Source organism: Calyptranema fuscum S582, from assembly GCF_055793305.1.
Genome location: NZ_JBSLYH010000005.1, coordinates 170,948 through 184,745, shown reverse-complemented (window position 1 = coordinate 184,745; position 13,798 = coordinate 170,948). Strand labels below are relative to the sequence as shown.

Genomic DNA, 13,798 nt, shown 5'->3' with positions numbered 1-13,798 from the left:
TCTAGGAAATGCTAAGGGGTACCATATAGCAATCCTATTCGCTCAGAGAAGAGTTTGAACATGGCTCAGAGTATTTCGTAACTCAAGCCCTTTTCCTTGTAAATGCTGACCGTTTTGGGGTGCGGTGCGACGCACCGCACCCCAAAACGATTTGCCGCTGGTGCTATCCTTTGGCAACGGCGATCGCATTTACATCGGCTTTGCGATCGAAGATGATCCGAGGACGGAGCAAAATTCTAAACAGCAATAACAACGACTGCAATTCTCCTGGGCTACAGGGTCGCTTCCACTGACCAGGGCGGCAAAACAACATTTCGACCAATCGTCGGTGTTGGAGCAGGTTGAGTTCACCAAAAAAGATCCGCACGGTAGGAAATTCGTCACTGACACCCAGGCGATGCACCTCTCCTTTTAAGTCCAGATCTTCTTCCATAATTTTGATCTCGACAGGCAACATCGTGCCCTCTGCCAACATCGGAAAGCCCGATTGGGTCAGCGCCACTTCAGCCCCCGCTTCCGAGATCATAGTCGTCACACCCCAAAAGGTTTGGTTGTTGATCATCAGCTTGACAGTACGGCGCAGGTCAAACCATTCGTAGGTATTGGGGCGCGGCACATCCAGCAAAATCAGCAGCGCAATGCCAATCATCATCAAGTTGTAGGTGCTCCAGATCCAGCCTAAGCCAATCCCTTTTACCTGGGCTGCCACTTCAGGTGACACTGTGGTTTGCCATGCGCCTTTGATCATGCACATCCCCAAGTTGACCCACAGACTTACGGCTGTTGCCGCAAATAAAATTAACAGGGGCCATGCCAAGTTCCAGTTAAACGAAAAGCGATCGCTCGCAGTTCCTTTAGGCGTAACTTTGAAGCCCGATGAAAACGGGTTGAGCATCACCTGCAAAACAGTCAACGCCAGCGGAAAACACAAGACTAAGGAATAGATATTGGACAGTAGCGCCGACCGAGAGCGATAGTTGAGCCACGCAAAGGTAAACAGTTGCACAACATAGTAGGGCAGGAAGAAGTACATCAACTCCGATGCCGTTGCTCGAATCGGGATCACGCCTAAAAACGAATACGCCAGCGGCATCATTAAAAAAATAACGGTTGAAATGCTGGTGAACCAGTGCAACAAGCCTTCCAGGTGTGCCAGTCGTTGCAGCAAACTCAAGCCTGGGATCGTGAGAGGATTGGATTTAATAAAAAAGGCTTGCAGGGTGCCGCGTGCCCAGCGCAATCGTTGCAGCGCATGAGAGGCAATATTTTCAGCCGCTAAACCTGCACTTAATTTTTCATCCAAATATACCAGGCGATAGCCCTTGGCAGACAGGCGAATGCCGGTGAAGTAGTCTTCGCTGAGCGAATCGGTGACGAATCCGCCGGTGGCTTCTAGCGCAGTGCGCCGCACCACAAACGATGTCCCCGAACAAATGACGCTGCCAACTCCATCTCGAATCGGTTGAATCTGACGATAAAAAACTTCTTCTTCGGGGGTAATGACGTTTTCCAGACCTAAATTTCGGGCGATCGGGTCAGCATTATAAAAACTTTGGGGTGTTTGCACCAGTGCCACTTGCGGATCTTGGAAAAAGCCCACGGTACGGGTTAAGAAGTTTTTAGTGGGGACAAAGTCGGCATCAAATACCACAATCAGATCGCCTTGCGTACGGGCGATCGCATAGTTGAGGTTGCCAGCTTTGGCATGACGGTTATCGGGACGGGTGCGATATTCACACCCCAGATCACGAGCCAGGGCTTCGACTTCAGGGCGGCGGGTATCATCCAGTAAATAAATCGTTTTGTTGGCATAGGCGATCGCCTGACAGCCAATCACCGTGCGCCGCAAGATAAACGGTGGCTCGTTGTAGGTCGGGATCATGATGTCAACGGCAGGGGTAAATGTGCCGTTCACAACATCTAACGACAGTGCATTCGCCTCGGTACGCCGATCTTTGACCCGAAACATGAGAAACAATTGCAGGGTGCTACTCACCAGCATCAGCAATTCAAAAATAAATAACCCCAAACTAAACACGCCATCTAGCGGTTTATCCAGGTTTAAGGTGGAAAGCGATCGCCACAAAAAATACCGAATCGTCAGCGCTAACAACACCCCGATGACTAAAAACCGTGACCAGGGGCGGGGCTGACTCGAAATCTTCATGACCACCACCACCAAGACCAGCAGAGCAACGGTGGGAAACAGAAGATATTCGCCTGTCACCATCGGCACTTCTAGCCAGAGGGGAGGATTTTGCTGCAACGTATTGAGTTGAGAAAAAATACTGCTAATTCTGCCCTGTCCTGCAAACCAGGCAGACACAATGGCTCCGGCAACCACTACGACCGTTAGCATGATCACCGTTGCAACTTGCACTTTTGCCATCTGCTGTTGCTGGGCAGACGTTGCATTTTGATTCCCAACTTCTGAGATCGTCATACTCGTTCCCGCTATTTGCTATGGATCATGGGTTTACACGGGGCGGCACAGCATGGCTATACCGCCTGACGTAACCGTCTGAATTTTATTTATCTGAATTTTATTTAATTTGCAATTCCATGTCCGATTAAAACATGTGGCGTAATTTGAAGGTGTTCCTGATTCACTGCTCACGTTGAAGACAATCTTAAATCTATTCCTACTAGTAGACCCAATCAAAAATTTTGTAACGAGGTGCAGAGGTGGAACCCTTCCGTAGCTCTCACACCAACAACCGTAATCTATCCAGGCGAGAAGCGCTACAGCAATCCCAAACGAGTTGTGAAAGCACCTGCCTTTCGGGCAGGTGCTTTCACAACTAATCAGGGTCACGAATCAAACAAGATCGCTACATATAGGATCGTGGATTAAATAAGATCGAATATTGGATCGTTTGTAGGGGCGAACGGCCGTTCGCCCCTACAACAAATCATCGGAGTTATTTAATTCCCATTCCCTAGCAGGTTAGGACAGGGGCGCGGGGGCTGTGCCCCCGGATAAGAGTTCCACCCCTGCACCCTATATCAATCAGGCTAAAAAAGTCCTGAGAATAAGCTGAGCCAGGTTTATTCAAATTCCCAGATTTTTATTCAAGTTTCTTATCGTTCAATCATATTGAGATGAGCGATCGCTTCTAGTCTAAAAGGGTCAGCGAAACGTTGATCCAATACGGTGCTATTGCTGCCCCAGATCAGCAACGCCGGATTTGGCAAAAAAAATTACAGGTTAAAGAGGCTGTGATCCTACAGCGCTTCGCGCCTGGATCTGTTTAGATTTTTGGTTGTGTGCTGCGCTCCGCGCAGCACACAACCAAAAATCTGTAGCTTATGCAATTGAAAATTGCTGTAAGTGAATAAGAGTAACAACTTGTTTGCTATTCAACATCACGCTCTATAGTCTGAGCGATAGAATTGCGCATACGTCTGGCAAAGGAATTTTTATGGGAGCTTACGATACGTTCAGTTTATTTCACCCAGCGATCGCGGTTGCCTTTGTGTTTCCGTTGATCGGCATGGTTGTCAACTTTGCTTGGCAAACTCGCCAACGTCGGCTACAAACCGGAGACGGTGGAAAAAGCAAAATTCCACCCGTGGTGGGACCAGAGCATCTCAAATACGGTAAATGGTTGAGTGCGTCGGTGGTTGGCATTGCTCTCCTGGGAATGGCTCACCCAATTTTTACAAAATTTATTGAAACGCAACTCTGGACAACAGAACCCCTGAGATTTGCGTTTGTCGGGTTAATGTATGTCGCCACGATCGCCTCTCTAGTTCTGTTATACAGGTCTAGCCCCAAGCTGTGGCGCGGCATCTTTGCCACTTTGACGGGAATGGGTTTGATTTTATTGGGATCGCAGCCTGAAATTTTTCGACGGGGTGAATTAAAAGATATTTTTACCAATCCCGCCGTTCTCAAAGATATTTTGTCGTCTCATTATTACTTTGGGATCACGGCAGCACTCTTGATGATTTTTTCGCTGGCGATCGTCCCAGATATCTATCAAGATCGACAAAATCGCTGGCGCAAAGTGCATGTAATTCTCAATAGCTTTGCGTTATTGCTATTTATAGCACAAGGCATTACTGGCACCAGAGATCTACTTGAAATTCCACTCCATTGGCAAGCCCCGGTGGTTTACCCACTCTACGATCCCAATTGTTTGAATCAACCCTGCAATATCCAGGTGGATGCGCCTCCCGGCAAGTTAAATGTCACCATCACAGGCGCACCATAGTTAGTTTGCTGGCAGAAGTATTAGTGTCATAGCAGGTCTCAATGGCATGACGTACAAGTGTCTGTGAGAGAGCCGCCCTCCGTGCGGCTCTCTCACAGACACCGTACTTTATCTTGATATGCTTTATTTCAACGCTCTGGTGGCATTGAGAATGGCAAGCAGTGCCACCCCCACATCAGCAAACACGGCTTCCCACAAGGTTGCAACTCCGGCAATGCCCAGCACAATAAACAATCCTTTAATTGCCATTGCCATGCCAATGTTCTGCAAGACGATCTGATGCGTTTTGCGCCCGATTTGAATTGCTTCTGATACTTTCGTAGGGGCATCGGTCATGATTACTACATCCGCCGTAGCGATCGCTGCATCAGACCCCAATCCGCCCATGGCAATGCCCACATCGGCTCTGGCTAAAACCGGAGCATCATTAATGCCATCTCCGACAAACGCTACTTTGCCCTGGTTGCCTCGTTTTTGAAGTAGGGCTTCAAACGCGGTTACCTTATCTTCCGGTAACAGGTCTGCGCGATAGTCATCTAATCCCAGAGTTTTCGCAACCTGCGCCGCAACCGTCGAGTGATCTCCCGTTAGCATGACAATTTGCTCAACACCGATTGCTTTGAGCGATTGAATGGCTTGCACGGCATCGTCTTTTAATTCATCAGCAATCATAATTCGTCCGGCATAGACCTGATCAATCGCCAAATGCACCACCGTGCCTTCGATCTCACAGCCATCATGAACGATTTGTTCGCGATGCAACAATCGATCATTGCCAACAATCACGACTTGATTGTTGATCGTAGCTTGAATGCCATGTCCGGCAATTTCACAATAGGTGTGGATGTCGGATGAATTAATCTCGGCACCATAGGCAAGCCGAATCGATTGGGCAACGGGATGATTGGATTGTGATTCAGCTTTCGCTGCCAGGGTTAATAACTCCATCGATTGCAAACCGTTACGGGGGACGATCTCGGTTACGTTAAATACTCCTTTGGTCAACGTTCCAGTTTTATCAAACACCACGGTTTTTACAGCCGCCAGGGTATCGAGATAGGTCGAGCCTTTGACCAAAATGCCCCGTTTTGCCGCACCACCCACGCCACCAAAATAGCTGAGTGGAATGCTAATCACCAATCCACAGGGGCAGGATATGACCAGTAAGGTCAGCGCTCGATAAATCCAATCAACATGGCTGGCTCCAGGAATCAGTAAGGGTGGGACAAATGCCACGGCTAGTGATAGAAATACAACCACCGGGGTATAGCGTTGGGCGAAGCGGGTAATAAATTTTTCGGGGACTGCTTTTTTGCTGCTGGCGTTTTCAACTAATTCCAATAATCGGGCGATGGAAGAGTCCGTAAATCGCTGGGTGACGCGCACCGTCAAGGCTCCAGACTGATTGATCATGCCAGCGAGAATGCGATCGCCTACCTTCACAGAGCGGGGTACCGATTCCCCTGTTAGTGCTGATGTATCAACCTGAGACTGTCCGCTGAGGACGTCGCCATCCAGGGGAATTTTTTCACCCGGTTTCACCAGAATCGTACTGCCGACTGAAACCGTTTCAGGTGATACACGTTGATAGCCTTGTTCCGTTTGCACATGTGCGACATCCGGACGGACTTCCAACACGGCTTGAATCGATCGCCGCGATCGCTGCACCGCTACTTCTTGAAATAGTTCGCCAATCTTGTAAAACAGCATCACAGCAACCGCTTCGGGCAAGAAATGAATGGCGATCGCGCCTAACGTTGCCACGGTCATCAAAAAGTTTTCGTCAAACAGTTGCCCCCTCAAGCTATTACGCCCTGCTTTGGTCAACACACTCCAACCACTGAGCAGATAGGCAGGCAGATAAACAGCATATTCGCCGAGGCGATAGGGGGTATGACTCAACGGTTCCGCAAACACCAGACCGATGGTGAAAAGTAGCACGACCAGGACTACTGAGAATACTTCCTGGCGCACATTGAAGGTCGTGTGATGGTGATGCAGCGATGAAGTAGTGGCAGATTCAAGAGGGGAATTGACCTCGTCCTGATTCTGATGCGCATGACTATGACCATGGTGATGGGCATGGCTATGGGCATGAGTATGTCCACAGTCTGAGTCGTGCGAGTGGTGATGAGAAACCACTTGATCAGGATGGGATACTTCACCTTGAGATGGAGTCTGAGCAGGCGATCGCACCTCCAACACCTGATACCCCAATCGCTTGATCCGTTGATGAATCTCCGCTTCTTCAACCTGCTGGGGATCGTAGGATAGGGTTAACCGTCCCGTTGCAGCACTAACAGCAACCTCACTCACCCCCGGCAACTTTTGTAACGCCGTTTCAATCTTAAGCGCACAACTGGCGCAATCCATGCCACCAATCTGAAGGTATTGGGTCTTGGGAGAGGAGGGTGACGTCATAAGTGTCCAGAGTCCAGCGAACCATGCTGTCAGAACTTTAACATGGATCTCCGAACGTCTGAACAGTTATTCATGCATTTTGTCGGTTGTGAGAGGCGCACCCCGAAGGGGTGCGCCTCTCACAACCCCTTTCATCGCCCACATCAGCAGCACTATTTAAGCTTTGGTGCGGGTCGATCGGGACGTGGATTTAGAGGCGGATTTAGAGGTCGATTTGGCGGCGACCTGGGGAGCAGGGTCGTGATTTTGAGCAGTGGAGTGGTGATTCTGACGGGCGTTGGCTGCCTGAGTTAAAAGCGAATCAGCAAAGGCGATCGCCTCCTGATCAGTTTTACCCCCTGCCAGTTGTGCCAGTTCTTCGCGGCGTTGATTGGCATCGAGGGGGCTGACTCTGACAACGGTGCGGACATCATCACTTCCGGCACCAGCACCATTGGTTGTGTCTTGTGCTACTTTGCCATTGGTTTTGCCGGACTTGCGTTTCGCTGGGGTTGCCGTTCCCGGTCGGTCAATCACTTCTTTATTCACCCGAAAATGCGTATCTGCCATGGCTGCCACAATCGGTTGGTGGGTAACGCAGAGAACTTGATGGCGTAAGCTGAGTTGGTGCAATTTTTCGGCGATCGCCTGGGCAACCCGACCTGAGACACCGACATCAATTTCATCAAACACCATCGAGCCGACGGAATCGATCTGCGAAAAACAAGCTTTTAATGCCAGCAAAAAGCGGCTCATCTCACCACCCGATGCCGTTTCTGTCAGAGGTTGCAACGGTTCACCCGGATTGGGGCTAAACATATAGGTGATCCGATCGGCTCCAGTTGCCGTTGGATGGGTAGGGGAAATATCGACTTTAAATTGCACTTTATCCATTGCCAGGGGCTTGAGTTCTCGCAGCAGCAACGATTCCAATTCCTGTGCCGCTGCCCGACGCAACTGGGTGAGTTTAGCACAGGCATCGATTAATTGCCGCTGTCGCTCTTGATAGGCTTTTTCTAACGCCTCTAGCGATTGTCCACCTTCCCCCAATTGCTCTAAATCCGCTTGCAGTTGATGATGACGGGCGATCGCCTCGGCCAGGGTCGGACCATATTTGCGACAAATCTGTTTGAGGTGCCCAATCCGTTCCTGCACCTCTTGCAACCGCTGCGGATCTGTTTCTAGCGCTTCCCCATAGGTATTGATCTGCCGTCCGGCTTCTTCGATCTGAGCCAGTGCTGTACTCACCATTTCTAAGATCGGCTGAATGCCAGAGTCATAGCGCTGCATGTCGGTCAAAAGCCCCTCTGCCTTGCCCAACAAATCAGCACAGGCTTCTGCTCCAGCATCATTTTGATACAACAGTTGGTAGACCTGATAGCTCTGTTGTTGCAGTTCTACACTATGGCTGAGGCGCTGGCGTTCTTGCTCTAGCTGGGTCAGCTCATTGGCATCGGTCAAGTTGGCTGCGCTCAACTCCTGTGCCTGATATTCAAATAAATCAAGCTGCTGGAGCCGTTGTTCTTCCATCTGCCTACGTTTTTCTAAGGCTTGGGCTGCCTGTTGAAACGTCGTGTAAGCCGTGGCAACGCGATCGCGTTGTTGAATCAAAGCACTGCCGCCAAAGCCATCGAGCCATTCTCGTTGCACGGCCGGTTGCCCCAGTTGCACAGTTTGCCCCTGAGCGGTAATTTCCACCAGGCGATCGCGAAACGACTCCATCTGCTGCTTGTTGACTAAAACCCCATTCACCCGCGAACGGCTCCGAACATTGCTGCGAGCAACGGTTAATTCTCGGCTACAGACGACTGTCGCTTCATCGCCCTGTTCAATCTCTTGCTCAGTCAACCAGTCAATCAGACCCGGATCGAGGGCAAAGGTGGCTTCGATCAGCGATCGCTCTGCACCACTGCGAATGGCGCGACTGTTCACTTTTCCACCGAGTGCAGCATCCAGGGCATCTAAAATAATCGATTTACCGGCACCCGTTTCCCCAGTCAAAACGTTCAAACCTGAACCAAATTCCAGATCCAGACGATCGACAAGGGCAAAATTTTCAATCTGAAGGGAGATCAGCATGGATTCACGATCAACCGTTAAGGAAGATGGCATAGTAGGGGACATCAGGCACGATATAAAAGCAGTGTCGCAGTTCAATATCATTCCGTCATCTCCCATCTAGTTTAATGGGACTTTGTGAGGACTGATCGGAGATCACGGCTAGCAGCCACCTGACGCTCCTGTTACAATACTTAATAGATACAGCTTAATTTAGATATTGGTTTAGATGTTGGTGATGTGTGCGAACGACTCGCTTCGCGAGTCGTTCGCACACATCACCAACATCCGTAAAAGCTTTCCCTGACTGGCTTGCGTTGAGACTGATCACCCACCTCGAATACCCGACATGCAAACTGAAGCAATTCCCCTTTTAGATAGTACAAATGATAGTACAGATCCAGCCTCGGTTGTAGCGGTTAACTCAAACTCTACCGGGCCTAGCCCTCGCCTTAAGTCTGCCGAGCTGAAGCAGGCAGAAGGCGAAGTCGTGCGTTACGACCCAGAGGCGATCGCTGCCCATTATCGCGGGAAACGTCTGCAAGTCTGGGGACGATCCTTAAGTATCATCTGGAGTTTTCTCTGGTTTGCCATCGGGCTGTGGTGGGATCGGCGCACCGGACAGGTCAAACAGCGTCAATCTCAGCGTGCCGTTCAGTTGCGAGAAACCCTGACGCGTTTGGGACCCGCCTATATCAAAGTCGGACAGGCACTTTCAACCCGCCCCGACCTGGTGCCACCCAGCTATTTAGAAGAATTAACCCTACTGCAAGATCAACTGCCACCCTTCCCCAATGAAATCGCGTTTCAATTCATTGAGGAAGAGTTAGGCGATCGCCCCGAAAATCTCTACGCCGAGTTGTCGCCCAATCCCCTGGCAGCAGCATCCTTGGGGCAGGTCTACAAAGGCAAGCTCAAAACTGGAGAAACCGTTGCCGTCAAGGTTCAACGCCCCGGTCTGGCAGAGCGCATCACCCTGGATATCTATATCCTGAGAAAATTGGCAATTTGGGCAACCCAATCGATCAAACGCTTGCGCAGTGACCTGATTGGCATCGTCGATGAATTTGGGGCACGTATTTTTGAAGAGATGGATTACACCCATGAAGGGCAAAATGCAGAGCGTTTTGCCGAGCTTTATGGGCACCTGCAAGATATTTATGTCCCGCGAATTTATTGGGAATATACGCATCGTCGGGTATTGACGATGGAATGGGTCAATGGCACAAAACTCACTAATCTAGAAGCGGTGCGTGCCCAGGGCGTTGATGCCAGTTATCTGATTGAAGTGGGCGTGCAATGCTCGTTGCGGCAATTGTTAGAACATGGCTTCTTCCATGCCGATCCCCATCCCGGTAATTTGTTAGCCACACCCGACGGCAAGTTGGCTTACCTGGACTTTGGCATGATGAGCGAGGTCAAGTCGTATCAACGCTATGGCTTGATCGAAGCTGTCGTACATATGGTCAATCGCGACTTTGAAGGCTTGGCAAACGACTATGTCAAACTAGAATTTCTCAGTCCCGAAACCGACCTGACCCCGATTATTCCGGCTCTAGCGAATGTCTTTAGCGATGTTTTAGGTGCCAGTGTTGCCGAGTTGAATTTCAAAAGCATCACCGATCAGCTATCGGAATTGATGTATGAATATCCCTTCCGCGTGCCTGCTTACTATGCTCTGATCATCCGATCGCTCGTAACCCTGGAAGGAATTGCCATCAACGTCGATCCAGACTTCAAAGTCTTGAGCAAAGCCTATCCTTATGTCTCGAAACGCTTGCTCACCGACCCTTCACCGGAATTGCGTAACTCCTTGCGCGATCTACTGTTCAAAGAAGGTAGCTTCCGCTGGAATCGGCTAGAAAACTTGTTGCGCAATGCTCGTAACAGTCCCGACTATGACCTCAATCGAGTGTTGGAGCAATCGACAGAGTTTTTGTTTTCCGAACGCGGCACATTTATTCGTGAACATCTGGCCGGTGAAATTGTCAAAGGACTAGATTCCTTTGGTCAAAATGCCTTGCAGCAGTTTCGCTACAATGTCCGCAAACAGTTTGGCTGGAATGGCAATACACCCTCAGCGGAACCAGAAACCCCACAAAACCTGGAGAATATCTCCCGCATTATCGACATTTTGAGGGAAACTCCTGGATTCGATCCCTTCCAGATGTTGCCTTTGATCCCGCAACTGTTGTTTAAGCCAGAAACTCAGCAAATGGGTCAACAGATTGCCTCTGGATTGGCACAACGCACGGCAGCTCGCTTAATTCGGCAAATGTTACTGAAAGATGAACCAGAATCTCGCAATGGGCACCGTCCAGCCCCCCTATCCCAGCCAAAACAGCCTGCCCTACCTGCTGCCTAACCTAGTTTAGGAATAAGAATTAAATAACTCCGGTGATGTGTCGTACGGGCGAACGGCCGTTCGCCCCTCCAAACGATTCAATATTCGATCTTATTTAATCCACGATCCTTAGGGATACCAGATCGATTCAATCTCCTGAGCGATCGCCACTGCCTTGTGATATTGGGCATGGGGCGATCGCTCATTTAGTAATGTCGTCACATGCCCCAACTTGCGACCGGAACGCGACTGGTGTTTGCCATACCAATGCACTTGCGTTTGAGGAATTTGGGCAAGTTTCTGGCGTTTTTCTAAATAATCGTGCTCCGATGATTCATAGCCCAACAAATTAACCATCACCGCCGCCGCCGATCGCATGGATGGATCGCCCAGTGGCAAACCACACACGGCTCGTAGCTGTTGTTCAAACTGAGATGTACTATTGGCATCCAATGTGTAATGCCCAGAATTATGCGTCCGGGGTGCCGTCTCATTCACCAACACCTTGCCATCCGGGGTAAGAAAAAATTCAATTCCCATGATGCCGACAAAATCTAATGCCGTTAACAGGGTATGGGCGATCGCTTCAACCTGGGCTGTCACGGATGGTTCAAGCGTTTGAGTAGCAAACACCCGCCGACATACCTGATGCTCTTGCTGAGTCTCCACCACCGGATACAAAACCAATTCTCCAGATGGCGATCGCGCTGCCATCACCGCCAACTCTCGCTCAAACGGCACAAATTCTTCGATTAAAAATGGTTGATCCTGCCATTTTTGCAGCATTGCCATCCATCCGGCGACATCCCGAACAATCACAGTTCCCTGACCGTCATACCCCAGACGGCGAGTTTTGAGCACCAACGGAAATGATTGCAATCCAGACGGACAAGCCGTCATAGGTGATGAATCAGTGGGAGATGGCAGAAGCGCACCACTATCGATAAACTGGGGCGTGGGCAACCCCAGATCGCGCAGGTAACAGCGTTGATGATACTTATCTAACAATGGCGCAAGCGATGAAAGTCGGGGATAGAACAATATCCCTTGCTGTTCCAGTTTTAATAAAGCGTCTAGATCGATAAATTCATTTTCAAACGTAATCACATCGCATCGCTGCGCCAGTTCAGCCGTCGCCTTAGCATCATCGATCGCCGCAAAAACCGTATGCTGAGCGATCGCCACTGCCGGATCGGTAGACTGAGGCGTTTGAATCACTAACTCGATCCCTAACCGCTCTGCTGCACCCGCCATCATCCAGGCCAGTTGCCCGCCACCAATCACTCCAACCCGCTTAACCATGCCCCTTCAACTATCCTTTAAGAACCTAGACAACCTGGATAATGTTCTAGATCCGTGGTTATTTTTTGAAAAGGCGCGCGGCGCGCGCCTTTTCAAAAAATAACCACGGATTTGAGACACCACCGACACCGTGAATCATCGACATTCTAATGAAGCTCTCGTCTCCACCCCAGTTTTAGGATTCACCCCACTGGCTTTACGACACAACTCCTTCACCTGAGCCGCATCTAGCATCGCATCCGTAAAATCTGTACCGACAATCGTGACTTGATTAAACGTCGATCGCAACAAAATTGCATTCACAAAAATTGCGTCACTCAAATCTGCACCATCAAACTTTACCTGATCTGCCAGAGCATCCGTCAAATCCGCACCCTGCAAATTTGCCTGGGTCATCACCGAGGCACTAAAAACTGCCCCCCGAACATCAGCATTGGCAAAATTAGTTAGTTCTAAATTGGCATTTGAAAACTCCGACCCCTGCAACTCCTGCCCCGAAAAGTCACGACCTTTCAACGAAGCATTGCTAAACGACAGCGGCATCGTCCAATCTGCCCAGGCAGGCATTGCCCATGCCCACAGCGTCAGTGATAGTGATAGTGACAGTAGAAATGCAATCAACGTTTTCCGGGTCATAGGAGTTCAAGTGCCAGCGCAACAAGTCGATGTCTTTAATCTTGTCTTCAGTTTAGACAATATCGGCATCTTGCAGTTACGAAAACACGAATGCAGCCGACGCCATGAACTATAGAGCAATCCCACATGGGTCGTGAGAGTCGCACTCCGCGCAGCTCTCACATAACACCCGTAATCTATTCAGGCATGCAACGCTATCAAAGGCATACACATAGGGATTCCATTAGGACACCCCGTCTCAACCACAAGGCATGCCGCTACATCTCGTTTAAATCGGTAAATTTTCTATGAAGTAGCATCGATTTTTCTGGGTGGTTTCACGGTTGTATGTCAATATGTTGGGGAAATTATGTACCGGAAACCTGAATTGACCTAAGTAAGTTTCCATAGATGTCATTACATTCATCGTTGGGTGAAACAGGGTTTATGGTTCTCCGGCTCAACGATGCTGAACGATTTTACTAAGTATTACTAAGCATAATAACCCCTGCTAAACAGGGAGTTTAAATCCCCTTCGTCATGAATAGGAGTCAAATGGTAAAGCCAATTCTATCAATTAAATAATTTTTCCTATATTTCTATAGTCCCAAAGTCTTGCTTGACGACAAGACATTCATAAATCAGTTTTGAACGATTAGTTATAAACCATTGCATTTGGGCAGGAGATCTATCCCTAAACTCCATCAGGTCCTAAATCCAATCGTTATCGGCTAATGCTTTTATAAAGATTTCCTGGTTGGTAGCACCTGTATCAGGCTACTTCATTTACCTCATTTTGCGATAGTGCTTCGTGCTCGATGAATATCACATTATTTTTGAAAGCATTGCTGAGTCATGGTTT

Annotated in this window: 7 protein-coding genes; 2 read left to right on the top strand and 5 right to left on the bottom strand. The window is 49.3% G+C overall.

Going from position 1 to position 13,798, the window contains the following annotated elements:
- Nucleotides 1–163: 163 nt before the first annotated feature.
- On the bottom strand, nt 164–2,443 hold the full coding sequence (locus ACR6Z4_RS05720; protein WP_479716266.1) for a glycosyltransferase family 2 protein: 2,280 nt from the start codon (nt 2,441–2,443) through the stop codon (nt 164–166).
- Between the two features lie 979 nt (nt 2,444–3,422).
- On the opposite strand from ACR6Z4_RS05720, the gene ACR6Z4_RS05715 reads away from it, so the two are divergent.
- A complete protein-coding gene (locus ACR6Z4_RS05715; RefSeq protein ID WP_479716291.1) occupies nt 3,423–4,217 on the top strand; it encodes a DUF4079 domain-containing protein in 795 nt (264 codons plus the stop codon).
- Between the two features lie 123 nt (nt 4,218–4,340).
- Here ACR6Z4_RS05715 and ACR6Z4_RS05710 read toward each other — a convergent pair whose 3' ends face one another.
- Both ACR6Z4_RS05710 and recN read right to left on the bottom strand, forming a co-directional pair.
- Entirely contained in the window at nt 4,341–6,590 is a 2,250-nt protein-coding gene (locus ACR6Z4_RS05710) for a heavy metal translocating P-type ATPase (protein WP_479716290.1), read from the bottom strand.
- 204 nt (nt 6,591–6,794) lie between these two features.
- The gene (recN, locus tag ACR6Z4_RS05705) at nt 6,795–8,696 is read right to left on the bottom strand and encodes a DNA repair protein RecN (protein WP_479716289.1); all 1,902 of its coding nucleotides are present in this window, start codon (nt 8,694–8,696) and stop codon (nt 6,795–6,797) included.
- 328 nt (nt 8,697–9,024) lie between these two features.
- Here recN and ACR6Z4_RS05700 point away from each other — a divergent pair, with 328 nt between their 5' ends.
- A complete protein-coding gene (locus tag ACR6Z4_RS05700; protein ID WP_479716265.1) occupies nt 9,025–11,040 on the top strand; it encodes an ABC1 kinase family protein in 2,016 nt (671 codons plus the stop codon).
- Between the two features lie 108 nt (nt 11,041–11,148).
- Here the strand turns inward: ACR6Z4_RS05700 and ACR6Z4_RS05695 are convergent, their stop codons facing one another.
- Together ACR6Z4_RS05695 and ACR6Z4_RS05690 are read right to left on the bottom strand one after the other, a co-directional pair.
- The gene (locus tag ACR6Z4_RS05695; RefSeq protein ID WP_479716264.1) at nt 11,149–12,321 is read right to left on the bottom strand and encodes a 5-(carboxyamino)imidazole ribonucleotide synthase; all 1,173 of its coding nucleotides are present in this window, start codon (nt 12,319–12,321) and stop codon (nt 11,149–11,151) included.
- A 135-nt stretch (nt 12,322–12,456) separates the two neighbouring features.
- Nucleotides 12,457–12,957, bottom strand: a complete 501-nt coding sequence (locus ACR6Z4_RS05690) for a pentapeptide repeat-containing protein (RefSeq protein ID WP_479716263.1) — start codon at nt 12,955–12,957, stop codon at nt 12,457–12,459.
- Nucleotides 12,958–13,798 lie beyond the last annotated feature (841 nt).